Consider the following 26098-nt stretch of genomic DNA (forward strand, 5'->3'; position numbering starts at 1 on the left):
GGTAACCAAGAGACCTCGCTTCCCGACCGAGGAGGAATCCATGACCATCGCAACCCTGCGCGCCGTCGTCCTGGACTGTCCGGACCCGATCGCGCTGGCGCACTTCTACCAACAGGTGCTGGGCGGTGAGGTCACACCGGACGGATACGACTGGGTGGACCTCGTGAGCCCATCGGGGACGACACTCGCCTTCCAGTTGGCCCCGGGGCACACCCCACCGGTCTGGCCGTCGGTGCAAGGCGCCCAGCAGTTCCACCTCGACTTCACGGTGACCGATCTGGATGCGGCCGAGCGGGAGGTGCTGGCGTTGGGCGCGAAGGTGTTGGAGATGGACGAGGAGCGCCGCAGTTGGCGGGTGTACGCGGACCCGGCGGGCCATCCGTTCTGCCTCTGCATCGACTGAACCGGCTCCGGGTCCGGTCCCCGGGGGGCTTCCGTCCGTCGGAGCGCCCGCGGCTCGGCAAGTGCCTCCGGGGGAAGGGCGGTTCAGGCATCGGACGCCAGCGGCAGGCGTGGTGGACCGTGCAGACTGTGGTCATTCAACAAGAGACCACCCGAGGGGAACCGCACTCACCATGAGTAGATGGATCGTCCTGGTCAGCCCCTTGCAGGGCGTTTCGACCATGAACTGCAACACCAAGATCGTCCGTGAGGTGGACGGCACCGAGGAAGAGGCGCGGGAGGCCCTCTTGACCGCGGCGAACACCTACTCGGACAGTATTATGAAGCTCCGGCGGAGAGAGGTGTTCCGGGTCTCCGAGCGCTCCTACTTCATCCGGATCCAGAACCGGATGAACAAATACGCCTATATGGTCCAGCTCGCGGAGTTGGTCTCCGACTCGGATCGACCGGACGACGCCGCCGTTACGCCTGCGGACGCCGTGCCCACAGACAGCCCTTAGGGAGCAGCACCCAGGGCGCGCGACACCAGCCGCGGGCCAGGACGGGGACGAAGGCGCCGGCGAACGGGCGTGACCGTTGTTTCGTGGGGGCAGGTTTCCCCGCCCCCACGCTCCCGTTCAGCCGTCGAGTTGCCCGATGGTCGCCACCGACGGCCCCCTGCGGGACTGCTCGTCGCGGGCCACCGACTCGGCGTCCCCGAGGACCCGTACGGCATTGCCCCAGGTCAGCTTGGCCAGATCGGCTTCGGACCAGCCCCGGCGCAGCAGCTCCGCGATGAGGTTCGGATAGCCGGCGACATCATCGAGCCCGGCCGGGGTGAACGCCGTTCCGTCGAAGTCACCGCCGATTCCCACGTGATCGATGCCCGCGACCTCGCGCATGTGCTCGAGGTGGTCGGCGACCGTGTGTGCGGTGGCGATCGGACGGGGGTTGGCGTCTTCGAAGACGGCGTGCAGCTTCATCGCCTCCGCGGACATGTCCAGCGGATGGAAGCCGTTCCTGCGCAGGTTCTCATCGGCGGCCAGGGTCCAGTCGACCGCCTCGGGCAAGATGAACTTCGGTACGAAGGTGGCCATCGCCAGCCCGCCGTTGGACGGGAGCAGCGCCAGTACATCGTCCGGCACATTGCGGACGTGGTCGCAGATCGCCCGCGCCGACGAGTGCGAGAAGACCACCGGGGCGGTGGACGTGGCCAGGGCGTCACGCATGGTGGAGGGCGCCACATGGGAGAGGTCCACCAGCATGCCCAGCCGGTTCATCTCCCGGACGACCTCGTGCCCGAAGGGCGAGAGGCCACCGACGCCGGGGCTGTCGGTGGCGGAGTCGGCCCAGGGCACGTTGTCGTTGTGGGTGAGCGTCAGATAGCGCACGCCCAGGGTGAACAGAGCGCGCAGGGTGGCGAGGGAGCTGTTGATCGAGTGGCCGCCCTCCGCTCCCATCAGTGAGGCGATCCTGCCCTCGGCGCGTGCGGCCTCCATGTCCGCCGCGGTCAGTGCGGGGGCCAGTTCGGCGGGATAGCGGTCCAGCAGTTGGCGTACGCAGTCGATCTGCTCCAGCGTGGCGCTCACCGCGTCGTCGCCGGACATCCCGGAGCGGACGTAGACGGACCAGAACTGGGCGCCGACCTTGCCCGCGCGCAGCCTGGGGAGGTCCGTGTGGAGGCTGCCGGTGAGGTCTGCGGAGATGTCGAGCCGGTCGAGGTCGTAGCGGACCTTCTCGCGCAGGGCCCACGGCAGGTCGTTGTGGCCGTCGACGACCGGATGGTCGCCGAGCAGTTCCAGGGCACGGGCGAGATGTGCGGGGTCCGGGGCGTCGGCGAGGGTGAGCGTCTCCTGGCCGTTCGCACCGCCCTCGGGGTTCTCGGGGTCGCCGTGCGTACCGTTCGTATCGTTTGGCATGTCGTCTTTACTTCCCGAAGCCGAAGGAACCAGTGCCCTCGACTTTGGCGCGAAGGCGCTTGCCCTTGTCGGTGGCCTGCTCGTTCAGCTCATCCTGGAACTCGCGCATCCGGCTCAGCAGTTCGGAGTCGTGGGTGGCGAGGATGCGGGCTGCCAGCAGTCCCGCGTTGCGGGCGCCGGCGACGGAGACGGTGGCGACGGGGACGCCCGCGGGCATCTGCACGATCGACAGCAGGGAGTCCATGCCGTCGAGGTACTTCAGCGGTACGGGCACGCCGATGACGGGCAGTGGGGTGACGGAAGCGAGCATGCCCGGCAGATGGGCCGCTCCCCCGGCACCCGCGATGATCACCTTGAGGCCGCGGGCGTCCGCCTGCTCTCCGTACGCGACCATCTCGCGCGGCATCCGGTGTGCGGAGACCACGTCGACCTCGAAGGGGATCTCGAACTCGGTCAGGGCCTGGGCCGCGGCCTCCATGACGGGCCAGTCGGAGTCGGAGCCCATCACGATGCCCACGAGCGGGCCGGGTACGGGGGTGCTCATTCGGTGATCGTTCCTCTGAGGTAGTCGGCTGCGTGGCGGGCGCGGTCGCGGACGTCCGCGAGGTCGTTGCCGTAGGTGTTGACATGACCGACCTTGCGGCCGGGCTTCACGTCCTTGCCATACATATGGATCTTGAGCTGGGGGTCCCGGGCCATGCAGTGCAGATACGCCGCGTACATGTCCGGATAGTCGCCGCCGAGGACGTTGCACATCACCGTCCACGGCGCACGGGGGCGGGGATCTCCGAGCGGGAGATCGAGTACGGCGCGCACATGGTTGGCGAACTGCGAGGTCACCGCGCCGTCCTGGGTCCAGTGGCCCGAGTTGTGGGGGCGCATCGCCAGCTCGTTGACGAGGATGCGGCCATCGGGCGTCTCGAAGAGCTCGACGGCGAGGTGACCGACCACGCCCAGCTCTGCGGCGATCTTCAGGGCGAGCTGCTGGGCCCGGCCCGCCAGTTCCTCATCGAGGTCGGGCGCGGGGGCGATGACGGTGTCGCAGACGCCGTCGACCTGCTGGGACTCCACCACCGGGTAGGCGACGGCCTGGCCGTGCGGGGAGCGGACGACATTGGCCGCCAGCTCGCGGGTGAAGTCGACCTTCTCCTCGGCGAGCACGGGCACACCGGCACGGAAGGGGTCGGCCGCATCGGCTGCGGTCCGTACGAACCAGACGCCCTTGCCGTCGTACCCGCCGCGCACCGTCTTCAGGATCACGGGGAAGCCGCCGACCTCGTCGGCGAAGGCCGCGACATCGGCCGGATCGGTCACGATCCGATGGCGGGGGCAGGGCACGCCCAGTTCCATCAGCCGCGCCCGCATCACGCCCTTGTCCTGGGCGTGGACCAGCGCGGCAGGTCCCGGCCGTACGGGGATGCCCTCAGCCTCCAGGGCACGCAGATGCTCGATCGGAACATGCTCGTGATCGAAAGTGATCACGTCGCAGCCCCGCGCGAACTCACGCAGCGTGCCCAGATCGCGATAGTCGCCAATGACGACATCGCTGACCACCTGGGCCGCAGAGTCCTGCGGGGTGTCACTCAAGAGCTTGAAACGGATGCCGAGGGGGATGCCCGCCTCGTGGGTCATACGGGCGAGCTGACCGCCGCCGACCATGCCGACTACCGGGAACGTCACCCTTATAGGGTATCTGTCGCACCCGAACGCCGAACGAGCGTGTCACGGCCTCGCCACACCATCACCGGCGTCCCCGGGCGGGAGCACGCAAGGGTGGTTAGCATGACTGGGTTGACGACACCGATCTGATGGGGCTGGACTCTCACTATGAGTGAACGAGGCGGTGCGCTGCGCGGGCAGCTGCAACAGCTCCTGCGGGAAGTCGCCAAGTTCGGAGCGGTGGGTGGCGCGGGTGTCATCGTCAACCTCGCGATCTTCAACCTGGTGCGCGCCACCACCGAGATCCCCGTGGTGCGGGCGTCGCTGATCGCCAACGCGGTCGCCATCATCACCAACTACCTCGGCTACCGGTACTTCACCTACCGTGACCGCGACAAGAGCGGACGTACGCGCGAGCTCTCGCTGTTCATGGTGTTCAGCCTGGTCGGCATGGTCATCGAGAACGGCATCCTGTACGTCGCGACCTACGGCTTCGGCTGGGACAGCTCGTTGCAGAGCAATCTCTTCAAGTTCCTCGGCATCGGGATCGCCACCCTCTTCCGGTTCTGGTCGTACCGGACCTGGGTCTTCCGTACGCTGCCCGACCGGGAGCCGGAGCCCGTGGCCGCCGATCCCGCGTACCGCGTGGTGAAGCCCCAGGGCGAGGCGTGCCCGGACAACGGCATCGACCATGCTCTGGCGCCCTCCTTGGACGAGGAGCTGGAGTTGGAGACGCTGGAGCAGGAGGCCCGCTCGGCCGAGCCGGACGCCGTGGGTCCGCGCAGCTAGCGACCGGCCCCGCATCCGGCGAGACCTGACCCACGCCAGGCGCCACCCACTGCGTCCGAAGCCCGGTAGCTGTCAGCGCACGGTCAGATAGCTGTTGTCCTTGCGCTTGCGTGCCACCCGGCTGAGGAACAGCGCGAACACGGGCGGGTGCTGCTGCAAGAGCTCCAGCCGTCCGCCGTCCGCCTCGGCGAGGTCCCGGGCGACCGCCAGCCCGATGCCCGTGGAGTTTCGGCCACTGATGGCCCGTTCGAAGATTCTCGCCCCCAGCTCTCCCGGGACGCCGGGCCCCTCGTCGGTCACCTCGATCACCGCCTGGTTGCCGGTGACGCGTGTACGGAGCGCCACCGTGCCACCACCGTGCATCAACGAGTTCTCGATGAGCGCCGCGAGCACCTGGGCCACGGCGCCGGGGGTCCCCACCGCACGCATCCCCTGCTTGCCCGAGCAGACCAGGGCACGGCCGGCGCTGCGATAGGCCGAGCGCCACTCGGCGATCTGCTGCTTCACCACCTCGTCGAGGTCGAAGACGATGGCGGAGCCGGTGCGCGGGTCGCGGGCGTTGGTCAGGAGTCGTTCGACCACATCGGTGAGCCGTTCCACCTGGGTCAGGGCGATGTTGGCCTCCTCCTTCACCGTCTCGGGGTCGTCGGTGGCCGAGATCTCCTCCAACCGCATGGACAGGGCGGTCAGCGGGGTGCGGAGTTGGTGCGAGGCGTCGGCCGCGAGTCTGCGTTCGGCGGTGAGCATCCGGGCGATCCGCTCGGCGCTGGCGTCGAGGACGTCGGCGACCCGATCCAGTTCGGGCACCCCGTAGCGACGATGGCGGGGGCGGGGGTCACCGGAGCCGAGGCGCTCGGCGGTCTCGGCGAGGTCGGTGAGCGGCGCGCTGAGTCGGTTGGCCTGTCGAACGGCCAGCAGGATCGCCGCGATCACCGCGACCAGCGCGACCCCGCCGATGATGAGCAGGGTGCGCCCCACCTCACGGGTGATGGAGGAGCGTGACTCCTCCACGATGACGGTCTCCTCCCGCTGCCCCTGTGCCTCACTGCGGATCACGCTGCCGCGGGGGCGGTCGCCGACCTCAATGTCGGGCCGTCCCGGGATCTCGATCCGTACGTACCGTCCGCCGCCGACCTGTTTGGCGAGGACGGCGCTGTTGAGGGGCTCGCCGCCGATGATCCGGCTGTCCACGATGTTCGCGAGCCGAAGGGCCTCGGCCTTGACGCTCTGCTCCGCGCTGCTGGTGATCGTGCGGGTCTCCACGAGGACCAGCGAGACGCCGAAGACGCCGATCACCACCAGGACGACGGCGAGGGTGGAGTTGATGAGTCGTCGGCGCAAGGGGCCCTCCGGGGTGGGGTGACGGCTCCTTGAGCCTATGCGCCGGCGCGCGGCCCTCCCGGTCCTTTGCCCTCCTGAGGGCACTTCTTGGGTACGCCCTGGTGAGCGGGTGCGCGGTAGGGCTCGCTCCGGGCGTCGCGGGGAAGCCCCGGCGCGCGCCTTGGGGGTGGCGCGAGCCGGGGCGGGCAGGCTCCCGTTCGCTCAGCTGAAGATCACCGAGCGGAGCTGGAGCCGGTCGGTGGTCTGCTCCCCGTGGGGGCGCAGTCGAAAGGACTGACCGGTGCAGTCGGGCTCGGTGTAGACGATGGCGACGGAGCCGGTGTCGTTGCGCGGCCCGAAGGCGGGCGACGAGGAGCCCGGGTTGGCCGCTTCGGGGATGACCACGCACCGCTGGCTGGGCGGATCGACGAGCACGCCAGGTTGGGGCTGTCCGTTCAAGCCGGTGTAGCGGTAGTGGAAGTCGCCTTCGGCCGCGCTGGCCGGGGAGGCGAGCGGCACCACGAGGGCGAGCGCTCCGAGGGCTACGGCGGCGGCTGAGGTACGGGGTCGCACGGGTGCTCCTTGTCCTTCGGGGGTCCCGGATGAGCGGGGACGCCGGGGGACTACCCCGCGCGATCGCCCCAGCCCACCTCCTCGGGCTGCGGAAACGATCACTTGTCGCCCGTTCGGCGCAGCAGGGCACCCGGCGACGTACATCGAGGTCAACAGGGGCAGCGGGGCAGCGGGCGCGATGCGGGACACCCCGCCGGCTGGGTCCGGACGGGGTGTCTGCTCGGTGGGGTCGCTCGTTCGGCTCAGACCGGGCTGGTCGCCTCGGCGGATGCGGATGCGGATGCGGGTGCAGATGCGGAGGGCAGCGGGTCGGGGGCGAGAGCGCCTTCCATGTCGACCCAGCGGTCGTTCCAGGCGAAGCCGTGTTCCGGGCCGCGCTGCCAGGTGTGGGTCACCCGGCCTTCGGGGTCGCGACCGAAGGCGGACAGTCCGCCCAGGGGCCCCAGCACGACGGCGGGGTCGGCGCTGAGATGGCCGTGCAGCGGGGTCCAGGCCGACCACGGACCACCCGTACCGCCCTGCCAACGATGGTGCAGCCCACCATCCACACCCCGCGCGAACAGCACCATCCCACCATCACGCCCCACCAACGCCGTAGGACGCCCCACCACCGCACCCTCCATATCCACCCAACCCTCATTCCACGCATGCCCATGCTCAGGCCCCCGCTGCCACGTATGCGTCACCCGACCCCCCGGATCACGAGCAAACACCGACAACGAACCGTTCGGACTCAGCACGACGGCGGGGTCGGCGCTGAGATGGCCGTGCAGCGGGGTCCAGGCCGACCACGGACCACCCGTACCGCCCTGCCAACGATGGTGCAGCCCACCATCCACACCCCGCGCGAACAGCACCATCCCACCATCACGCCCCACCAACACCGCAGGACGCCCCACCACCGCACCCTCCATATCCACCCAACCCTCATTCCACGCATGCCCATGCTCAGGCCCCCGCTGCCACGTATGCGTCACCCGACCCCCCGGATCACGAGCAAACACCGACAACGAACCATTCGGACTCAGCACCACCGAAGGGTCACCGGCCAATCTGCCGCCCAGACGGACCCAGTCCGGGGCCCATTCCCCCGCCTCCGACTGCCAGGTGTGCCACAGCTCGCCGTCCTCCCCCCGTAGGAAGACGGCGAGCTTGCCATAGCGGCCGACCAACGCATACGGGCGGCCCACGGCGCCCGGTGCAGGTCGGCCGAGCCCGGTCCACGCCGACCAGGCGCCGCCCGGGGCGTTCTGCCAGCGGTGGGTGACGCCGCCCGCCGGATCGACTCCGAAGATCACCATGCCGGTGCCGGTGTCGACGACCGAGGGGACGCCCACACTGACGCGCGGCACCCAGTGCGGTCCCTGGCCCCCGGTCCACCAGCTGGTCTGTTTCCGGGCGCCGGCCCAACCGAAGCTGAAGTGGATGTGGTCGGTGTGAGGGCTGCTGCCCCGATAGGGCTGCCATCCGGCGCTCGACCGGTTCGCCATCCAGATACGGCGATTCCAGATCATGTACATGATTCCGAAGCGGCGGACGAGCGCATGGGCGTTGCCGTGCCGGTCGGTGGCCAGGAGCCAGTTGATGAGGTCGTCCGCCAGATGCTCCTGGCCGGCCAGATCGACCCCCCAGTCCCAGGCCCGGCCCTCCTTGTGTTCACTCTGGCCGCCGCTGCCGCAGGCCCGGCTGATCCCCAGGTTGGACGTGCCGGGGTAGGCGGCCAACAGCAGGTCACGGAAGTCCAGGACCCCCGGCTTGGCCGTGGGATCGCAGTCGCGCTGGGGCTCGTACAGCGCGTAGGGGTCGATGTCCGGGCCGAAGTCGGGTGCTGTCGGTGCCATCTGGTGCTCCTCGGGCTGAGCCCCCGCCCCGTGCGAGGTGGCTCTGCCCGTCAGGCGCCAGATCCCGACCGTCCGGCCCGCCAGATCGGATCACGCAGGTGCGGCTCAGCTCTTTTCGAAGCGGAAGCCCACACCCCGAACCGTGGCGATGTAGCGGGGGTTCGCCGCGTCGTCGCCGAGCTTCTTGCGCAGCCAGGAGATGTGCATGTCGAGCGTCTTGGTCGAGGACCACCAGGTGGTGTCCCAGACCTCGCGCATCAACTGGTCGCGGGTGACGACCCGACCGGCGTCGCGGACCAGTACCCGCAGCAGGTCGAACTCCTTGGCCGTGAGCTGGAGTTCTTCATCGCCCATCCAGGCCCGGTGCGACTCGACGTCGATGCGCACGCCGTGCGTGGCTGGCGGGGGTGCTGGCTCGGTCGCACCGCGGCGCAGCAGCGCCCGGACGCGGGCCAGCAGTTCGGCCAGCCGGAACGGCTTGGTGACGTAGTCGTCCGCGCCGGCGTCGAGGCCGACCACGGTGTCCACCTCGTCCGCGCGGGCCGTCAGCACCAGGATGGGGACCGTGTGCTTTTCGGCCCGCAGCCGTCTGGCGACCTCCAGGCCGTCCATGCCGGGCAGTCCGAGGTCGAGGACGACGAGGTCGACACCGCCCGCGAGTCCGGCGTCCAGCGCTGCCGGTCCGTCCTCGCGCACCTCGACCTCGTATCCCTCCCTGCGCAGCGCGCGAGCCAGGGGCTCCGAGATGGATGCGTCGTCTTCGGCGAGCAGTACACGCGTCATGGAGTGATGGTAGTCCGCGGGGCGTTCGAACCGGGGTGCGATGCGGAACCCCTGCGGGTCTATGAGCGGATCTTGCTGAAGACCTTGGAATCAGCGACTGCGGTTCCAAGATCGCCTGTGATCCAGCTCTCCAGTGCTTTCGTATTGCGTTGTGTCGTGTCGTATGGTGTCGACTACGCCTGTAGCACTACACGGAGACCTTTGGCCTGCGCGCAAGCAGCTAGCAGTGAGCGCGGCAGTGAATCCAAGGGTCTCTTTCTGTGCTCGAAGCCGGAACTACCGGCATCGAAGACAGTGAATGACCTGTGGGCCGGGCCCTGAGCGCAAGAAGCATTCGGGGCGTGGATCCCGGTGCGTACTGTCCCTGCAACTGCGGCCAACCCAGCCGGAGCAGCCCCTTGGCGTGGGGCGGGGCAATCTCGTACCGGTGCCGGCCACCCCCCACCGGGCGCTCGACCGCTCACGAAGCGGTGCGTCCCGAGCACGCAAGGATCGACCATGGCGTCAAGCCTGACGAAGGACTCGACCGGTTCCACCGGTACCGAGAAGACCTTCCTCGGCCACCCCCGCGGACTGGCCTTCCTCTTTATGACCGAGATGTGGGAGCGCTACAGCTTCTACGGGATGCGGGCGCTGCTCGTCCTCTACCTCTCCACGGAAGTGGTCGAGGGCGGACTCGGTATGAAGACCGCGACGGCGGTCGCGATCTACTCCGTCTACAACGCGATGGTCTATCTGCTGGCGCTCCCCGGCGGCTGGCTCGGCGACCGCGTCTGGGGTGCGCGCAAGGCGACCGCCATCGCCGGCGTGATCATCATGAGCGGCCACTTCATGTTGGCCGTGCCGGTGGACGCGATGTTCTTCGTGGGGCTTGCGTTCATCGCGGCGGGTTCTGGTCTGCTGAAGTCCAATATCTCCACGATGGTGGGCCATCTCTACCCCGACCGGAGCGACCCCCGTCGTGACGGTGGCTTCACGATCTTCTACATGGGCATCAACCTGGGTGCCGTCGCCGCCCCGCTGACGATCGGCTCGGTCGGCCAGAACGTCGACTGGCACCTGGCGTTCGCGATGTCCGGCGTCGGCATGGCGCTGGGTCTGGTCTTCTTCTTCCTGGGCTTTAGGCATCTGAGCCCCGACTCCAACCAGGTCCCCTCGCCGGCGTCCGCCGAGGAGCGTGCCGGGCTGCTGCGCAAGGGTCTGATCTGGGTCACCGTGGCCGCAGCCGCTTATGCAATCGTCGGTCTGACCGGCGCCTTCACCGTGGACTGGGTGCTCTGGCCGCTGACGATCCTCGGTCTGCTGCTGCCCGCGTGGTACCTGTTCAAGATCCGTCGTGACAAGGATCTGACCCAGGTCGAGCGGTCCCGCATGTCCGGCTACATCTGGTTCTTCATCGCCGCAGCCGCGTTCTGGGCGATCTACGACCAGACCGGTTCGGTGCTCGCGCTCTTCGCGAAGGACAACACCGAGGCGACCCTGCTGGGCTTCGAGTTCCCGACCACCTGGTTCCAGTCGCTGAACCCGCTGTTCGTGATGACGCTCGCGCCGCTGTTCGCCATGCTCTGGGTGGCGCTGTACAGGCGGAGCAAGGAGCCCAGCACCCTGTCGAAGTTCGCCTTCGCCCTGCTGATGGTCGGCGGCTCCTTCTTCGTGATGATGGTGGCGCAGGGGGTGGCCACGGGCGATGTGAAGGTGTCGCCGATGTGGCTGGTCAGCGTCTACTTCATGCAGACCGTGGGTGAGCTGTGCCTCTCCCCGGTGGGCATGTCGCTGACGACCAAGCTCGCCCCGCGGAAGTACGCGTCCCAGATGATGGGCGTCTGGTTCCTCGCCATGACGGCGGGCAACTCGGTCATCGCCCTGTTGCAGTTGCTGGGCGCGTCCACGGACACACAGGGATGGTTCGCCAGCCAAGGCGTCGTCGCCGTACTGGCCGGTGTGGCGATCTTCATGTGGCGGCGGAAGGTACAGCCGCTCATGGGAGGCGTGAACTGACGATCCACGGTGGACGGGTACGGACCGTCCGCGGGTGATCTCGTACGTACGAGAGGGCCGTCGATCCGGAATCACTCCGGACGGCGGCCTTCTTGGCTGATGGCTGCCGACCGGACGGAAGTGGTTCGGCGCCGGCCCGGGGCCGCCTCGCCGTAGTGGAGTGGGGTGCTGGTGCCTCTCCGAGGTGCACAGAGGGACGGCCTGCAACGTCCAGAACGCCTCGGCAAGGGTGCGAGCAGGGCGGGGAACGTCCAACCGGATGCCAGGAAAGCCGAAAGAGCACGCCTCGGCGGCGTGCTCGGCAACAGACGTGCGCCGCCCGGACCGGACGGCGGGAAATCAGACGGAACCACTAGATCAGGCGGGACTGCGGGGTCGGACGGGACTTGCGGGATCGGGCGGACCCCTTGGATGAGTCGGGATCAGGCGGGCGCGGCCAGCTCCGCCCATACGGTCTTGCCCGGCGCGCCCGGCACCCGGACGACGCCCCAGTCCAGGCAGAGCCGCTGGACGATGAACATGCCATGGCCACCGGGACGACCGGCGCGGTGCGGTGTACGGGGCGCGGGCTGGCCGGCGCCCCGGTCGGAGACCTCAAGCCGCAGCACCTTGCCGTCGCAGCCCACCTTCAGCTCCTCGGGGCCCTCGGCGTGCAGACAGGCGTTCGTGACCAGCTCCGAGACGACCAGCAGCACATCTTCGGCTGCGGCACGGCGATCGGCGGTGGCGGCGGGCAGCCAGCCCCAGTCGTAGAGCGCCTGGCGCGTGAAGTCCCGGGCGAGCGGAACAATGCCGCTGGCGCTCCCCAGGGCAAGGGTGCGCACCCGCCCACCGGGTACGCCGGAAGCAGCGCCAACGACGTCCTCCGGCTCGGGGCCGAGGTCGCCCGGCTGCTGCGGCCGGGTGGTGCTCATCAGCGCTTCACCTCACCGATTCACCAATTCGCGTTCGTATCTCAACAGGTCAGCGTGGCCGCCGCGCGTCAGAGCGCCGCCGCACACACATTCAGAGTGCCGGACGGCGGACCTTCGCGTGGCCCCGCGGAAGTTCTCCTGCCCTGTCGCGTGGTGACAACACTCACTACGCCGAAAGCGGATCTCACCGCGCGGACGGCGCATGCGCCGCATCCACCGCATAGGGCACTCAGCTCGCCAGAGCGTCCTCAACCGTGTCATGCACGGTGAAGACCGCTTCTGCTCCGGTGATCTCCAGCACCCGCGCCACAACGGGCAGCATGCCGGCCAAATGGACCCCTCCCCCGGCCGCCTCGGCCTTGAGTCGCGCACCGAGCAGCACATTGAGCCCGGTGGAGTCGCAGAACTCCAGTTCGGAGCAGTCCACGACCAGGCGTGACCGCCCCTTGGCGAGCGCCTCGTCCAGAGGAACGCTCAGCAGGTCGGCCGTGTGGTGATCCAATTCACCTGCCGGCCGCACCACTTCACTGCCGCCCTCGGTCCGAACCTCGACCTGAAGTCGGCCACGATTCGCGCTACCGACCGTCCCGCGATCCATGTCCGTCCCTACTTCGCCGTGTGAGCCGTGTGAGCCGTGTCACCGGATATAGCCGTCCGTCGCGCGGCACCGGCCATGGCGTGCGCCACAGCCCGTCTCCGCTCTCCGCGGGCCTTCGCCAGCCGGTCCGCAGGACGGCGAGGCGCCGGCTGCGTGACCGGTGGTGTCCGGTGCGGAACCACCGCGACGTCATACGACTCATCACGGCGGCTTCCCTCGAACATTACGCCTCCTCCATGGGACTCGGCCAGCAGAACTCCCCAACAAACCAAGCATTTCGGACATTTGACACTTGCAACGCCCCCGGGGGAGCGGGTAGGTCTGGAAGGGACCACGAGAACCAACCCCACGACGGCTTTGGAGGCGCCGCTCACCGCAGCGCATGTAGAGGCATCGGCAGCCTTGTGCCGAGCACGATGGAGGAGACCCATGTCAGCCCCCACCCCGCACCACCCCCGACGCCCCGACGTCCCCGCCGCCCCTCGCGTCGGCACCGCCCTGGTGGAGCACCCAGGGCAGCCCACCCGTGCCGAAGCCGCCCACGGCGCGGAACTCGACGAGGCCGACGCCCCCGCAGCCACGGAGTTCACCGGAAGCCGCGACATCAACGGGAACGCCCCCTTCGACGAGATGGCACCGCTGGACGCGCGAGCCCTGTCGAAGACCCTCTTCGCCCGGTTGGAAAACCTCGAAGAAGGCACCTACGAGTACGCGTACGTCCGCAACACCCTCGTCGAGCTCAATCTGGCGCTGGTCAAGTTCGCCGCCTCCCGCTTCCGCTCCCGCAGCGAGCCGATGGAGGACATCATCCAGGTCGGCACGATCGGCCTGATCAAGGCGATCGACCGGTTCGACCTCGACCGCGGCGTGGAGTTCCCCACCTTCGCCATGCCGACGATCGTCGGCGAGATCAAGCGGTTCTTCCGCGACACCAGTTGGTCGGTGCGCGTCCCCCGCAGACTCCAGGAGCTCCGTCTCGAACTGGCCCGCGCGGGCGACGAGCTCTCACAGCGGCTCGACCGGGCCCCGACCACGGCCGAACTCGCCGCCCACCTCGACCTCGGCGTGGACGAGGTCGTCGAAGGCATGGTCGCCAGCAACGCCTACACGGCCGCCTCGCTGGACGCCCAGTCGGACGGCGAGGACGTCGGTGACACCGAGGGCACCCTCGCCGATCGCATCGGCTACGAGGACCATGGACTCGAAGGCGTCGAGTACATCGAATCCCTCAGGCCGCTGATTGCAACCCTTCCGCCACGGGACCGTAAAATTCTCTCCCTGCGTTTCGTCGCAAACATGACACAGTCCGACATCGGCGAAGAGTTGGGCCTGTCTCAAATGCATGTGTCCCGACTGCTCTCCCGTACCCTCGCCAAGCTGCGCAAAGGGCTCACACTCGATGAGTGAACACCCCCCTCGCGACCTCCCGGGACAGGGCCTTTTCCCCTAGGGAAGGGGCCCTTCCTCATGTTGACGAGGCTGGCTGGATCGGTTCCCATTGAGCCCGCATCAATGGGGGGACAATAATGGCTCTTGGGGAGGGCTGCCCGTCCGCGTATTCAGCACTGGAAGAGCTGATGCGCCGACGCCTGGGCAGAGAATGTCTGTATGTGCCGTCATGCCGTTTGGGGCTCTACATCGCGCTGCGCCACTGGTGCCCGCCGGGCGGACGGGTGTTGATGTCACCCGTCAACGACGATGTGATCTTCTTCGTCGTCCTCGCCGCAGGACTGCGCCCGGTGCAGGCGCCGCTGCGCGCCGACGACGCCTCGATCGACGTCGATGCGGTGCCCGCGTCGCTGTGGTCCGGTCTCTCGGCCGTGCTCACCACCAATCTGTACGGAAATCCCGACCCCGCACCCGAACTGCGGGCCCGCTGCGACCGACTCGGCATCCCCCTCCTTGAGGACGCCGCACACGCCATAGGCAGCGAGGTGGCCGGCCAGCCCGTGGGAAGCTTTGGTGACGCGTCCGTCTTCAGCCTCTCCAAACACACGGGAGCCAAAACGGGCGGCTTCCTCGCCGTCGCCGATCCGGCGCTGCGGGGGACACTTGAGCGGGCCCGGGACGAACTCCTCCAGCCGACGCGGCTGACGGCGGAACTGACCTACGGCCTGCGACCGTACGCCGAGGCCGGTGTGCGGGGACTGCGGCTCACGGGAGCGGCCCGGGCCGCCCTGAGGCTGCTCGGCCTTGAGGAGCGCGAGGACATCCGAATGGCACTGCGGCCCGGCGAGCTGAAGGACGCGGTCGCGGTCGCCCCCGCGCTCGACGACTTCGACTCCTGGATACGAGTGGACATGCACGACTACCGACTCAGCCCGGGTAGAACGCGCCTACGGCGCACCGAGCGACTGCTCAACCGATTGGAACCGAGGCTGGACGCCTGCCGCAGCGGTACGGAGCGCCTCGCCGCCTCCCGCTGGGCGGCCCCGCACTCGGGACCCCACCAGCCCCTCTTTCGCGTACCCCTGCTGGTGGATGACCGGACGGCGGCGATGACCGCGCTCGCCCGGCACCGGATCACCACCGGATACCTCTACGACCCGCCGCTCGACACCTATGCGAGCGAGGCGTTCACCGACCCCTCGCCGGCACCCGGCAGCGCCGACTACTTCGCGCGGCACGCGCTGCCCGTCGATCCGCTCCGCGCCGAGCAGGTCATGTCGATACTGCACCGGTCCGGCATACGACCGGCGCCACCCGCTCCCGATGCCTCCCGCCCCACCGATCCGTCCAGCGGCACCAGCCGGACCACCGAGGTGGCGACGGGCCTACGCAGCACCGCAGCACCGCACCCGAGGACCGCGGCGGGACACCCCGCCACCCAGGGCGAGACCGGTGGCTGACATCACCCGACTGCGCAAGCCGTCCAATCCCGGCTCCGGGGACGCCCCGGTAGATCCGGGCCCACCCGACGTGCACGATCCGCGGCCCCCCGGGGAGATCCCGGAGCCGGCCGCGGGAGAACCGGCCGGGGACGCGGAAGGCGGCAGCGGAGACTCCATGTTCCGCAACGCCTACATGCTGATGCTCTCCACCGGAGTCTCCGCGGGGCTCGGACTCGGCTTCTGGCTCGTCGCCGCCCGCTACTACAGCAAGGACGCCGTCGGCGAGGGTTCCGCGGCGATCGCGGCGATGCGACTGCTCGCCTCCATCACCGCGACCACCATGATCGGCGCGGTGGTGCGCTACGTACCGCGCGCCGGACGCGCAACCGGTCCGCTGGTGTGGCGCACCTACCTGGCCAGTTCGCTCGTGGTCTGTCTGGCCTCGGTGGTCTTCCTCTTCACGCTCGACCTGTGGGGACCTTCGTACGAACCGCTCGACGGCGTCGGCCCCGGGCTCTTCTTCATCGCGGCCTGCGTCGGTTGGGCGCTGTTGACCCTCCAGGACGGAGTGCTCACCGGTCTGCGCAAGGCCGTCTGGGTGCCGGTCGGCAACGCCGTCTTCTCCATCGGGAAGCTGCTGCTGCTCGCCGCGTTCGCCGCGACCCTGCCCGTGCTGGGGATCTTCGTGTCCTGGGCGGCGGCCATGGTGCTGTCGGTGTTCCCGCTGGCCTGGCTGATCTTCCGCAAGCTGATACCCCAGCAGGCGGCGGCCGACCGGGACCGCGAGCCGCCGCGGATGAAGGAGATCGGCCGCTTCCTCGCCGGTGACTCGGTGGGTTCGCTGTTCTCACTGGCGATGATCAACCTGCTGCCGGTGATGGTCGCCGTCAACTTCGACGCCGAACACAACGGCTTCTTCTACATCGCGTACACGGTCGGCGGCACGATGGAGTTCATGGCCATCAACATGGCCTCGTCGCTCACCGCGCACGCCTCGCACAGCCCCGAGACCCTGGCCGCCGGCGTACGCGGAGCCCTGCGCCGGATGGCGCTGCTGTTGGTGCCGGTCGTGCTGTTCCTGGTGCTCTTCGCCCCGCTGATCCTCGCCCCCTTCGGGGCCGCCTACGCCGAGAACGGCACCACGGTCCTACGGCTGCTGGCCGCCGCAGCGCTGCCCCGGGTCGCCGTCGAGTTGTACATCGGCGTGCTGCGCGTCCAGGGCCGCACCGGAATGCTCGCCGCGCTCCAGTGCACCATGTGCGCGCTGGTGCTGGGCAGTGCGGCGATGCTGCTCGGCGAGGTCGGCATCGCCGGCGCGGGCTGGGCGATGCTCGGCTCGATGCTGCTGATGGCGGTCGTGTCCGCACCGGGGCTGCGGGCCACGCTCGTCGGCCGGGAGCCCGCGCCTTCGCGGACCGCCAAGGTGCTGGGCCGCCTCGCCCGCTCGCTGCGCAAGGACGCAGCACCGGACGTCGAGTACGGCACCAGTTGGGCCCGCAAGGCCGCCGAGCGCCGCGAGGCGGCGGCGGAGGAGTACGCCAAGGAGTACGGCGAGGACTGGGCCCGCCAGACGGCGTACCTGCGCGGTGTGCACGACGACACCGCGACACCGGCGTTCGGCATCCCCATGTACGTACCGGACCGGACCGCGCAACAGGCCGCACAGCAGCGGGCCGCCAGTACACAGGTGTCGGTCAGCGATGCGGCCGAGGGTCGGATCGCGCTCACGCTCTGGGTGCTGCTGGGGCTGGCGACCGTACTGTTCTGGGCGCCGCTGTTCCGGGCCCCGAACATCACCGGGGGCGAACTCTCCGGGACCGAGTTGATGAAGGCGCTGCCGCCCATCACCCTGACCGCGGGCGTACTGCTGATCGTGGTGCACAGCGCTGCGCTCTCCCTGCTGCGTCCGCGTCCATGGCTGTTGGGCGCCGGAATGCTGGCCACCTTCGCCGCTCTGCACAGCGCTCCCGCGGTGCTCGGCTGGGAACCGGAGCCGGTGGAGGGCGCGTGGTACGAGACACTGGCACGCTTCCTCGCGTCGGCCGGGGGGATGGAGAGCACCGAGCCCCTGTTGCGCTGGCTGCCGACCGTCTGCCAACTGTTCTGCCTGGTGGCGGTGCTGGCACTGGCACGCGGCCTGGAGCTTCCGGTGCCGGCCCAGTGGGGGGTCCTCTGGCTGCTCGCGGTGTGTGGTTGGGCACTCCAGCGCCCGCTGGCACCCGTTGCGCTGCCGCTTCAGCTGATCCTTGCCTGTGCGGCATTGGCACTCATCTGGATACGCGCGGCGCGTAGTACGCCGTCAAGGAACTGAGCTACCTGGGGTGAACCGTGCAACAACGAGCCACTGACACCGGGAAACCCGTGGCACCCCCTGGCGAACGTGTCCCTGACGAGCCCAGCGACGCACCCGTACAGGACCAGTCCACGATGGCGCTGTCCGTCGTGGACCTCCGCAAGGCGCAGCAGGCGGCGGCGGAGCGGAAGGCCGAACCGGAGGACTCAGCGAAGGCCGAACCGGAAGACAAACCGGAGGACTCAGCGAAGGCCGAACCGGAGGACGGGCCGACCGACGGCCTGAAGACCGAACCGGAGGGCGGCCCGAAGGGCGGGGCGAAGGTAGGGGCCGAGCCGGCTCAGGAGCAGCCGGGCACGACCCGACCGGCGTCGAAGGACGGTCGGCCGGAAGCGGATTCCGCCGAGGAGCGGCCCAACGAGTCGACCATGGCGCTGTCCGTCGCCGACCTGCGCAAAAAACAGCACGCAGCAACCAGCCCAAAGACAGCAGAACCCACCGAGGAACGACCCAACGAATCCACCATGGCCCTCTCCGTCGCCGACCTCCGCGAAGCACAAAAAGCGGCACAGGAAGCGGCCCGACAGAAGGCAGCACAGAAGGCGGCCCGGCAGCAGGCCGACACCGCCGAGGAGCGGCCCAACGAGTCGACCATGGCGCTGTCCGTCGCCGACCTGCGCAAAAAACAGCGCGCAGCAACCAGCCCAAAGACAGCAGAACCCACCGAGGAACAGCCCAACGAATCCACCATGGCCCTCTCCGTCGCCGACCTCCGCGAAGCACAAAAAGCGGCACAGGAAGCGGCCCGACAGAAGGCGGCCAAGCGAACGGGCCGCACATCGCCGGACGAGTCGCTGAACGAGTCGACGCTGGCGCTCGCGGTTGCCGATCTCAGGATGGCGGAGGCCCGAAGGGCGGCTGCGGCCAACGGGACCGCTCTGGACGACCAGGCCACGATGAACCTGTCGGTCGCCGGTCTGCGGGCCGCGGTCACCGAGCGGGTGCGTTGGCCCCAGTTGCTCAGACTGGCGGCTCCACTGGCCGTGGGGCTGGTGCTGTGGGCGGTGGCGATGGCGCTCACCGACACCTCGAACCTGACGGACTACGGGCTCGTACCCGAACTCCCGATCATCTTCTGGGTGGGGCTGGCGACACTGACGGTCGGCTTCTGGGTGGTCGTCCGCGATCCCCAACGAAGCAACTGGTGGCCCTTCGCCTACACCGTGGGCCTCCTGGTGATGGAACGCGCCACGACGGCGGTCGTCTATCCCACCCCGCTCTACGCCTGGGCGTGGAAGCACGACGCGGTCATCGACCACCTGATCGACGCGGGTCGTCTCCAGCGTGGTGCGGAACTGGGCGACATGGCCGTGTACGACCAGTGGCCGGGATTCTTCACGGCGCAGGCCGCACTGGTGAAGCTCACCGGCGCGGAGACCGCAGCGTCCTTCATGGCGTGGTGGCCGCTGTTCTCCAGTCTGCTGCTGCTCGCCCCGCTGCTGCTGATCTACCGGACGTTCACCCAGGACCGTCGACTGGTCTGGACGGCGGTCTGGCTGTTCTACGTCGCCAACTGGGTCGGTCAGGACTACTACTCGCCCCAGTCGCTCGCCTTCGCCCTGCATCTGGGGGTCATCGCGGTGGCGTTGCGGCGGGCGGAGCGTAGGGCTCCGGGGCGGCGCTCCCGCCAGATGGTGTGGACCGCGCTGCTGGTGCCGTTGATCGCCGGCATCGTGATCGCCCACCAACTGACGCCGGTGATGCTGGCGGTCAGTCTCGGTTCGCTGCTGCTGATGCGGCGCTATCGCGACTGGACACTGCTGATCATCCTCATGTTGGTGTTCCTCTCCTGGAATCTGACCGCGTCGCTGCCGTTCCTCAAGGAAGCGGTCCCCGACATGATCAATTCCTTTGGCAAGGTCGCCGACAACCTGGAGCGGGGCTATGGCTCCAAACCGACGGGTACGGGCGCGCTGGTCGCATCCTGGGCCGCGCGGCTGCTGTCGGCCGCCGTGCTCCTGCTGGCGGCCGTGGGGTTGGTGCGGGGCGGCAAGCTGCTGAGACATCGGGCCCGGCCGCTGTTGCTGCTGGCCGTGATGCCCCCGATGCTCGCCATCGCCAATGGCTACGGCAGCGAAATGATCTTCCGGGTGCTGATGTTCATGCTGCCGGCGATCTGCTTCTTCGCGGCTGCGGCGCTCCTGCCGGTGCCCCGGCCGCTGGCGGCCGAACCCGCCGGGCAGGGCCGTCCGACCACCGTGAAGGGACTGCGCTACGGCGTGGTGCCGGCCGTGGTGCTGGTGGTCCTGACGGCGCTGTTCGTGCCCAGCTACTCGGGTAAGGACCGGCTCAGCTACTTCCCGCCGGAGGAAGTCGACCTGGTGCAGCAGCTGTTCGACCAGGCGCCGAAGGGCTCTCTGGTCGTTGCCGCACATCGGAACTATCCCCTCGCGTACGATTCGTACTGGGATGTCGGGCACTACTGGTTCCTGGACGACGCCAAGACGCACGTCGACAAGATCGTCAAGGATCCGGCCGGCACCCTGGCGTCGGACATGGGGGGCGTGGAAGCACCGGGCAAGGCGTATCTCCTGCTCACCCAGGGTCAGATCGCCAACTCGGAGATGAACGGCATGCTCACGGGGGACGATCTGCGTCGCATCGAGCGTTCGGTGGCTGCCTCCCCGCTCTTCAAGGAGTTGGGGCGCAACAGCGCGGGTGTCTTCTTCGAGCTCAAGCGCCCCGCGGCGCCGCCCGCCAAGGCCGACGCCAAGACCCCCGACACCGAGACGGCCGACACCGAGGACAGAGCGCAAGAGAAGGTCGCACAGGAACCCGAGGCCACGGCCGGGAGAGCGGACACAGCGGCCACTGCGGCCGGTTCGCTCGATGTCGCCGGCCTCACGAGGAGGACTCCATGAAGCACCGCCCCCTCGCCATCCGACTGCTGACTCCCGCCGCGGGCCTGGTGGCCATGGCCGCCACCGCCCTGCCCGCCGCGTCTCCGCTGCGAATAGCCCCCGTGGCCCTGTTCCTCGCCGCAGGCCCCGGCTTCGCCGTCCTGCGGATCTGCGGTCCGGCCCTGAACCGCAATCGTGCGGTCGGGCCGGCGGAGAGCTGGGACCGGAACTTCGAGCGGGACTCGGACCGTATCGAGCAGTTCCTCCTCGTCATCCTGTTGAGCCTGAGTGCCAGCGTCATCGTCGCCACGGCGTTGATCGCGGTCGAACTCTTCAGCGGGTTCCTGGTCCTGGCGCTGCTCACCCTCGCAACCATGCTCGCCGCCTGCTGTCCGCAGCTGCCTCCCACCATCGGAAGGCACCGATCGGCACGCGTGGCATCACCGCCTCGGAAAGGCTGAACTCTGTGACGGAACCCCGACGCCCCGAGCCTGGGGCGCCAGGCATTCTTCGCAGGCCGCACGGACGACGAAAGCTGTGGACCCTGTCCGCGGCTCTCGTCGGCGTGCTGCTCGTGGGGACCCTCACCCTCCAGAACACCATGGCGGACGACTCCAAGTCCTCCGTGGCCGTGGACCCCAAGTGCAAACCGACCGAATTGCTGGAGCCCCGGTGCGGGGCCTGGTTCGGTGCGTACGTCCGACATGAGAAGCCGGACCTGGAAGAGAAGGTCCTGGCCTACGAGAAGCGCATCGACCGCAAGCTGGACATCGTCTACGCCTACCACGACATGTCCACGGACGGTCTGGAAGGCCAGTTGCTGACCGACCAGGAGAAGCGGGTCGGCAAGGACCGCATGCTGCTGCTGTCCTGGGAGAGCAAGTGGTGGGGCGGCACACCGCAACAGCAGCCGAAGTGGCCCCAGATCTCCTCCGGTGCGCTCGACCGGACCGTGATCGACGTCCAGGCCAAGCGGATCAAGGAGTACGGGAAGCCGGTCTTCCTCTCCTTCGACCTGGAGATGGACACCCGGACACCAGCTGAGGGCACTCCGGCGCAGTACGTGGCGGCCTACCGGCACATCCACGACCGATTCCGCGCGTTGGGCGTCACCAATGTGGTGTGGACGTGGATCATCACCGGCTACTCGGGGCACAACAAGCTCTTCCCGCAGCTCTACCCGGGCGATCGGTACGTCGACTGGGTCGGCTACAACCAGTACAACTACTACCGCTGCCACGATGCGCCGTGGATGACGTTCGAGCAGACGCAGAAGACGGCGCACGCATGGATCCGGAAGAACATCTCCGGCACCAAGCCGTTGATGCTGTCGGAGTTCGGAACGGCGGACGATCCGTCCAAGCCCTCCGCCCAGGCCGGCTGGTACAAGGAGGTGCCGCGGGTGGTGAAGGAGCTCGACGGTGTGAAGGCGGCGCTCCAGTGGAACTGGCGTGACCCGGGCCCGCACTGCGATCTCTCGCTCGCGCGGGACGCATCGTGGAAGAGCTTGAAGAAGGCCGTCTCCGATCCGTACTTCAACCAGCCCAGGCCCTGACGCCGAGGGGCAGTACGAGACGTACGCAGCAGGGGCCGGGCCGCGCATCGCGGCCCGGCTCTCGATTTTCTGTCCCGGGGACCGCGCGGGCTCTCGTGACACCGGCCCTGGCCGCCCGGGTGCGCCCGGTGTGCGCCCGACGCCCGACGCCCGACCCGATACCCGGTACCCGCGGCACTCGGCATTCGGTACTCGACGAGCTGCGACCTAGCCTGCGAAGACCGGACCCTTGATCGCCGCGCGGGCCCTGCGGAACAGCCGCCAGCCCACCGTCTGGAACGAGTCCGGGAAGGGTGCCATCGGCGCTCCTCTTCCCTCCATCCACTCCTCGACGTCCTTCACCGTGTGCGTGCACCTCAGGATGAGGCGCGCGATGCGGTACGCCTCGTCCGTCTGGGAGCTCAGGGCGTGGCGTACCGCCACCGCCGAGACGTACCCCTCGTGCAGAGCCGCCTTGCGCACACCGCGGCTGTTGTACCCGTGGGGGTACGCCAGGTGCTGCACCTCGTGCCCCAACACGTCTTCCAGCACGGACTTCGACTCGCGCAGCTCACGGCGCAGCGCCTTGCCCGGCAGGGTGTCCAACTGGGCGTGGGTGACGGTGTGGGCCCCGACCTCCATCCCGTACTGCTCCAGGAGGGGTGTCTGCTCCAGCGTCATCATGGGTGCGGGTGGCAGCAGGCTGCGCCGGCCCGGGGTGATCGCCCCGGTGGTGAGGTAGGCCGTCGCGGGGAGCGAGCGGGAGGCGAGCGCCTCCGCGGTCGGCCCGGGCAGATCAGCGAAGCCGTCGTCGAAGGTGAGGATCACGGGCCGCTCGGGCAGCCGTTCCCCGCCCGCGAGATGGGCGGCGAGGGCGCTGACCGTCACCGGTGTGCGCCCACTGGCGACGATCGCGTCCAGCTGTGCCTCGAAGTCTCTCGGGGTGACCGTGAACTCCGCGATCCACTCCGGTGGGTCGTCCATGACGGCGTGGTACAGCAGGACGGGGATATGAGGCGCGGTCGCCTCACCGCCGTCGTTCATCTCTGCTCCTCTCTGTCCCACGGCAGGGCTACGCCGCGGACCCGACGCCGGGCCTTCGCGTACCCGATGGGCCCCGCCAGCATGCCGCGGCGCTCCAGCCGTGAGAGGTGGCGCGGCCAGGGGTAGTCCTGGGCGCCGTGCGCACCGGGCACGGCTGCGTCACCGGAATCACGGTGAGCCGTGATCGTACGGGCATGGGCCAGGCCACGGGGCAGTTTCCGCAGCAGAGAAGGGAGCATGGAGGGGCGTCGGACCAGGGTGGCGGTGAGGAAGGCGGTGAGCCCGGCGCCGTATCCGTACGCCTGGTTCTTCAGGTCCTGCCAGGTCTCGCGGTGGTGGTGCCAGACCAGCGCTTCGGGCGAATAGCGCAGCTTGTGACCTGCGGCGAGGACGCTGACGAAGGCATAGAGGTCATCGCCGCCGCGGGCCGGTGTGCCGGTGCCGGTGGCGGGGTCGAAGCCGCCCGCGGAGCGCAGCGCAGCCGCGCGGAAGGCCATGTTGGCGCCGGAGCCGAAACTGCCCGCGGTGAAGGGGAAGAGCGGTTCGTCGGCCGGTGGGTCGGCCGGGTCGTACAGGCGCGGTGCGAACCCCTTGGCGAAGCCGCCGTGGCTCTCCAGCAGGATCTGTGCGGGAGTGCCGAGTTGGGCGGGCAGGATCAGGCCCGTCGCGCAGCCGAGTGCCGGGTCGGCGGCGAAGGGGGTGGTCAGTGCGGTGAGCCAGTTGGGGTCGGCGATGACATCGTCGTCGGTGAAGGCGAGGACCTCGCCACCTGCGACGGCGACTCCGCGGTTGTGGGCGATCGCGAGCCCGGGGACCTCTTCGCGGGCGTAGCGGACCCGGCCCTCGTACTTCTGCTCGACCAGATCCTGCGTGGCAGTGGTCACCGGTGCGTTGTCGACGACGATGACCTCGAAATCGGGGTGGTTCTGTGCGAGGAGCGAGTCCAGTGCACGGGCGAGCGAGTCGGCGCGCTCCCGGGTGGCGACGATGACGCTGGTGCGCGGCAGTGGGCCGGGGGCGGTGAGGACGGGCTGCTCGGGGGCGGAGCGGGCGAGCAGGGCCCTGGCTTCGGCGGCGACCGCATCCGCCGCGTTCTTCCCGGGGGCCACCCGGCAGACGACGGTCGCCACGGGCCGGCCGTTCAGCCGCACCAGCGCATAGACGTCACCGCCTCCGATCTCGGCCCCCGAGCCCAGCGCGGGGCGGAAGTCGAGTACGGCGCCCTCGGGTCCGTCCAGGTCGAGCTGGGCGACCTGGATCGGAGGCAGCTTGGGTGGGTTTTCCATGTTCTTCCTTGCTGTGTAAGACGTGCGGCCGGTGAGGGAACCGGCCGTCAGTTGCCGCGCAGTTTGCCGATGCGCGTCAGCGTCTGCTGGGCGAGCCCGGCGAGCCTCGGCCTGTTGCGGACGAAGCCGTGGGCTCTGCGCGAGGGCTCCCGACTCACCCAGTACAGGGCGGCTCCCGCGCCCGGCCGGGTGGAGGAGCCCTCGTGGACGCGTAGTTGTCCGGTCTTGAGGGAGTCCTTGTACTCGGCCGAGCCGCGCCCCATGTCGAGCATGCCGATGCCTTCCGCCGCTGCGGCTTCCGCCATCCGCAGATGCAGTATCAGCCCTGGCGAGTACTTGGCGAACTCGGGATCGTAGGCCGGGAACCAACAGGAGAGCACGGTGGAGGAACGCAGCCCGAAATGTGCCGCAATCGGGCGGTCTTCGACATAGAGGACGGAGAGAACGCCGGAGCAGCCGGGCGCCCGGGTCTCATGGAGGAGTCCCACCAGGGTGTGGATCCAGTCCTTGGCGAACCGGTCACGGCGTCCCGTCCTGCGGTACTGGGCGGACTTCCACTCCATGAGGGTGCGCAGCATGGCCGGGTCGCGCTCGTCGAAGACGAAGCGCACCTCGCCCACCTGCCGGCCGAGCTTGCGCTCCTTGGCCAGTGTGCTCTTGAGGAACTTGGGCGACTCGCCGCGGAGCTGCTCCTCGTAGACGTCGTACCCCTCGCCGATTTCGATCACCGGTGAGTCGAATCCCTCGGCGACGGCGGGGGTGAACAGTTCCTGGCCCGCTTCGAGGTTGTCGAACTCCCAGGCGGTGAGGGAGCACGCACGCAGCAGATCGCGTGCGGTGATGTCGAGGCCGGACTTGAGGACGGCACCCTGGCAGTCGGAGACGCCGAAGCCGATGGCCCTGCCGTGGCCCAGCGCACCTCGCTCGTACGGGAAGAATCCGGCGTCCTCGCCGTCCTGGCGCAGCACGGCCACCCGGGCGGCGGGCCGTACCCTGCCGACGGTGAGGGTGAACTCGGGCTCCATGAAGGGGCTCGCGGGCAGGCCGGTCTTGGCGCGCAGCATCCGCCAGGACTCGATCTCGTCTTCCCCCAGCTGCTCGGGTTTGACCACTCGGATGCGGACGCCCTCATTCTGAGCACCGCAGTTCTGAAAACCGCTCAACGCGACCCCCCGGTCCCTCCCCACGACCCATCTCCACGGACGGTACCGGCAGGGGGATGGGCGGCGGAGGGGACCCCACCATCTTGTGGCGGATTCGTGAAGAATCGTGGGGCCAGATACACCTGGTGTTCATGTTGCATCTGGGGCCTAGCACGAATCCGTGCGCGGCGCAGCAACAATCTGAAGTGAGTTGGCCAACTGATATTCGAACCCTGCCCGTTGATCGTAGGATTCCTCACGCTCCCCGATTCTCCGCGGGAGTCCGGTGTGTC

The 26098-nt window shown here is 68.9% G+C and carries 22 protein-coding genes; 10 read left to right on the top strand and 12 right to left on the bottom strand.

What is annotated here, in order from left to right; all coding sequences use genetic code 11:
• Window positions 1-40 precede the first annotated feature (40 nt).
• Together OID54_RS15500 and OID54_RS15505 are read left to right on the top strand one after the other, a co-directional pair.
• Entirely contained in the window at window positions 41-403 is a 363-nt protein-coding gene (locus OID54_RS15500; RefSeq protein WP_329019869.1) for a VOC family protein, read from the top strand.
• Window positions 404-623: 220 nt separating this feature from the next.
• Window positions 624-902, top strand: coding sequence for a hypothetical protein (locus tag OID54_RS15505; protein ID WP_329019872.1), 279 nt, complete (start codon window positions 624-626; stop codon window positions 900-902).
• Between the two features lie 117 nt (window positions 903-1019).
• Here OID54_RS15505 and OID54_RS15510 read toward each other — a convergent pair whose 3' ends face one another.
• The 3 genes from OID54_RS15510 to OID54_RS15520 are packed head-to-tail and all read right to left on the bottom strand — an operon-like array spanning window position 1020 to window position 3986.
• Entirely contained in the window at window positions 1020-2300 is a 1281-nt protein-coding gene (locus OID54_RS15510; RefSeq protein ID WP_329019873.1) for a dipeptidase, read from the bottom strand.
• Window positions 2301-2307: 7 nt separating this feature from the next.
• Complete coding sequence (purE, locus tag OID54_RS15515) at window positions 2308-2844, bottom strand: 5-(carboxyamino)imidazole ribonucleotide mutase (RefSeq protein ID WP_329019875.1); 537 nt, start codon at window positions 2842-2844, stop codon at window positions 2308-2310.
• Window positions 2841-3986 (bottom strand): 5-(carboxyamino)imidazole ribonucleotide synthase, encoded by a 1146-nt coding sequence (locus tag OID54_RS15520; RefSeq protein WP_443055779.1) that lies wholly within the window; start codon window positions 3984-3986, stop codon window positions 2841-2843. Before OID54_RS15520 ends, purE begins: the two co-directional genes overlap by 4 nt.
• A 141-nt stretch (window positions 3987-4127) precedes the next feature.
• Here OID54_RS15520 and OID54_RS15525 point away from each other — a divergent pair, with 141 nt between their 5' ends.
• On the top strand, window positions 4128-4748 hold the full coding sequence (locus OID54_RS15525) for a GtrA family protein (RefSeq protein WP_329019880.1): 621 nt from the start codon (window positions 4128-4130) through the stop codon (window positions 4746-4748).
• 72 nt (window positions 4749-4820) lie between these two features.
• Here the strand turns inward: OID54_RS15525 and OID54_RS15530 are convergent, their stop codons facing one another.
• The 4 genes from OID54_RS15530 to OID54_RS15545 all read right to left on the bottom strand — a co-directional run bounded on the left by OID54_RS15530 (window position 4821) and on the right by OID54_RS15545 (window position 9265).
• Window positions 4821-6089 (bottom strand): ATP-binding protein, encoded by a 1269-nt coding sequence (locus OID54_RS15530; RefSeq protein ID WP_329019882.1) that lies wholly within the window; start codon window positions 6087-6089, stop codon window positions 4821-4823.
• A 201-nt stretch (window positions 6090-6290) separates the two neighbouring features.
• Complete coding sequence (locus tag OID54_RS15535; protein ID WP_329019885.1) at window positions 6291-6641, bottom strand: hypothetical protein; 351 nt, start codon at window positions 6639-6641, stop codon at window positions 6291-6293.
• 242 nt (window positions 6642-6883) lie between these two features.
• On the bottom strand, window positions 6884-8482 hold the full coding sequence (locus OID54_RS15540) for a hypothetical protein (protein ID WP_329019888.1): 1599 nt from the start codon (window positions 8480-8482) through the stop codon (window positions 6884-6886).
• Between the two features lie 105 nt (window positions 8483-8587).
• On the bottom strand, window positions 8588-9265 hold the full coding sequence (locus OID54_RS15545) for a response regulator transcription factor (RefSeq protein ID WP_250920445.1): 678 nt from the start codon (window positions 9263-9265) through the stop codon (window positions 8588-8590).
• Window positions 9266-9763: 498 nt separating this feature from the next.
• On the opposite strand from OID54_RS15545, the gene OID54_RS15550 reads away from it, so the two are divergent.
• Entirely contained in the window at window positions 9764-11263 is a 1500-nt protein-coding gene (locus OID54_RS15550) for a peptide MFS transporter (protein ID WP_329019891.1), read from the top strand.
• 422 nt (window positions 11264-11685) lie between these two features.
• On the opposite strand, the gene OID54_RS15555 is transcribed toward OID54_RS15550, so the two are convergent.
• Together OID54_RS15555 and OID54_RS15560 are read right to left on the bottom strand one after the other, a co-directional pair.
• Window positions 11686-12177 carry an ATP-binding protein gene (locus OID54_RS15555; RefSeq protein ID WP_329019894.1) on the bottom strand — a complete coding sequence of 164 codons (492 nt, stop codon included), beginning with the start codon at window positions 12175-12177 and terminating at the stop codon, window positions 11686-11688.
• A gap of 229 nt (window positions 12178-12406) precedes the next feature.
• Complete coding sequence (locus OID54_RS15560; protein WP_329019897.1) at window positions 12407-12775, bottom strand: STAS domain-containing protein; 369 nt, start codon at window positions 12773-12775, stop codon at window positions 12407-12409.
• A 429-nt stretch (window positions 12776-13204) separates the two neighbouring features.
• Between OID54_RS15560 and OID54_RS15565 the strand changes: the two genes are divergently transcribed.
• The 6 genes from OID54_RS15565 to OID54_RS15590 all read left to right on the top strand — a co-directional run bounded on the left by OID54_RS15565 (window position 13205) and on the right by OID54_RS15590 (window position 22354).
• Window positions 13205-14182: an RNA polymerase sigma factor SigF gene (locus OID54_RS15565; RefSeq protein ID WP_329019900.1), complete on the top strand. Its 978-nt coding sequence runs from the start codon at window positions 13205-13207 to the stop codon at window positions 14180-14182.
• A gap of 170 nt (window positions 14183-14352) precedes the next feature.
• On the top strand, window positions 14353-15624 hold the full coding sequence (locus OID54_RS15570) for a DegT/DnrJ/EryC1/StrS family aminotransferase (RefSeq protein WP_329019903.1): 1272 nt from the start codon (window positions 14353-14355) through the stop codon (window positions 15622-15624).
• Window positions 15617-17917: a lipopolysaccharide biosynthesis protein gene (locus tag OID54_RS15575; RefSeq protein WP_443055597.1), complete on the top strand. Its 2301-nt coding sequence runs from the start codon at window positions 15617-15619 to the stop codon at window positions 17915-17917. The genes OID54_RS15570 and OID54_RS15575 overlap by 8 nt, the downstream gene beginning before the upstream one ends.
• A gap of 50 nt (window positions 17918-17967) precedes the next feature.
• Window positions 17968-20820, top strand: coding sequence for a hypothetical protein (locus OID54_RS15580; RefSeq protein WP_329019904.1), 2853 nt, complete (start codon window positions 17968-17970; stop codon window positions 20818-20820).
• Complete coding sequence (locus tag OID54_RS15585; protein WP_329019907.1) at window positions 20817-21260, top strand: hypothetical protein; 444 nt, start codon at window positions 20817-20819, stop codon at window positions 21258-21260. Before OID54_RS15580 ends, OID54_RS15585 begins: the two co-directional genes overlap by 4 nt.
• Before the next feature lie 5 nt (window positions 21261-21265).
• Entirely contained in the window at window positions 21266-22354 is a 1089-nt protein-coding gene (locus OID54_RS15590) for a glycosyl hydrolase (RefSeq protein WP_329019910.1), read from the top strand.
• Window positions 22355-22561: 207 nt separating this feature from the next.
• On the opposite strand, the gene OID54_RS15595 is transcribed toward OID54_RS15590, so the two are convergent.
• Genes OID54_RS15595 through OID54_RS15605 form a run of 3 tightly spaced genes read right to left on the bottom strand, consistent with a single transcriptional unit; the run spans window position 22562 to window position 25727 of the window.
• Entirely contained in the window at window positions 22562-23377 is an 816-nt protein-coding gene (locus tag OID54_RS15595; RefSeq protein WP_329019912.1) for a polysaccharide deacetylase family protein, read from the bottom strand.
• A complete protein-coding gene (locus OID54_RS15600) occupies window positions 23374-24663 on the bottom strand; it encodes a glycosyltransferase (protein ID WP_329019915.1) in 1290 nt (429 codons plus the stop codon). The genes OID54_RS15595 and OID54_RS15600 overlap by 4 nt, the downstream gene beginning before the upstream one ends.
• Window positions 24664-24710: 47 nt before the next feature.
• Window positions 24711-25727, bottom strand: coding sequence for a GNAT family N-acetyltransferase (locus tag OID54_RS15605; RefSeq protein ID WP_329027526.1), 1017 nt, complete (start codon window positions 25725-25727; stop codon window positions 24711-24713).
• Window positions 25728-26098: the final 371 nt, after the last annotated feature.

It is taken from the genome of Streptomyces sp. NBC_00690 (assembly GCF_036226685.1).
Taxonomy (GTDB): domain Bacteria; phylum Actinomycetota; class Actinomycetes; order Streptomycetales; family Streptomycetaceae; genus Streptomyces.

Excerpts from the sequence above, each read along its gene's own strand:
- OID54_RS15570 (WP_329019903.1), top strand. The coding sequence starts at position 14,353 with ATGCGCCGACGCCTGGGCAGAGAATGTCTGTATGTGCCGTCATGCCGT.
- purE (WP_329019875.1), bottom strand. The coding sequence starts at position 2,844 with ATGAGCACCCCCGTACCCGGCCCGCTCGTGGGCATCGTGATGGGCTCC.
- OID54_RS15550 (WP_329019891.1), top strand. The coding sequence starts at position 9,764 with ATGGCGTCAAGCCTGACGAAGGACTCGACCGGTTCCACCGGTACCGAG.
- OID54_RS15500 (WP_329019869.1), top strand. The coding sequence starts at position 41 with ATGACCATCGCAACCCTGCGCGCCGTCGTCCTGGACTGTCCGGACCCG.
- OID54_RS15600 (WP_329019915.1), bottom strand. The coding sequence starts at position 24,663 with ATGGAAAACCCACCCAAGCTGCCTCCGATCCAGGTCGCCCAGCTCGAC.
- OID54_RS15560 (WP_329019897.1), bottom strand. The coding sequence starts at position 12,775 with ATGGATCGCGGGACGGTCGGTAGCGCGAATCGTGGCCGACTTCAGGTC.
- OID54_RS15595 (WP_329019912.1), bottom strand. The coding sequence starts at position 23,377 with ATGAACGACGGCGGTGAGGCGACCGCGCCTCATATCCCCGTCCTGCTG.
- OID54_RS15545 (WP_250920445.1), bottom strand. The coding sequence starts at position 9,265 with ATGACGCGTGTACTGCTCGCCGAAGACGACGCATCCATCTCGGAGCCC.
- OID54_RS15505 (WP_329019872.1), top strand. The coding sequence starts at position 624 with ATGAACTGCAACACCAAGATCGTCCGTGAGGTGGACGGCACCGAGGAA.
- OID54_RS15510 (WP_329019873.1), bottom strand. The coding sequence starts at position 2,300 with ATGCCAAACGATACGAACGGTACGCACGGCGACCCCGAGAACCCCGAG.
- OID54_RS15605 (WP_329027526.1), bottom strand. The coding sequence starts at position 25,727 with ATGCTGCGCGCCAAGACCGGCCTGCCCGCGAGCCCCTTCATGGAGCCC.
- OID54_RS15585 (WP_329019907.1), top strand. The coding sequence starts at position 20,817 with ATGAAGCACCGCCCCCTCGCCATCCGACTGCTGACTCCCGCCGCGGGC.
- OID54_RS15555 (WP_329019894.1), bottom strand. The coding sequence starts at position 12,177 with ATGAGCACCACCCGGCCGCAGCAGCCGGGCGACCTCGGCCCCGAGCCG.
- OID54_RS15540 (WP_329019888.1), bottom strand. The coding sequence starts at position 8,482 with ATGGCACCGACAGCACCCGACTTCGGCCCGGACATCGACCCCTACGCG.
- OID54_RS15565 (WP_329019900.1), top strand. The coding sequence starts at position 13,205 with ATGTCAGCCCCCACCCCGCACCACCCCCGACGCCCCGACGTCCCCGCC.
- OID54_RS15525 (WP_329019880.1), top strand. The coding sequence starts at position 4,128 with ATGAGTGAACGAGGCGGTGCGCTGCGCGGGCAGCTGCAACAGCTCCTG.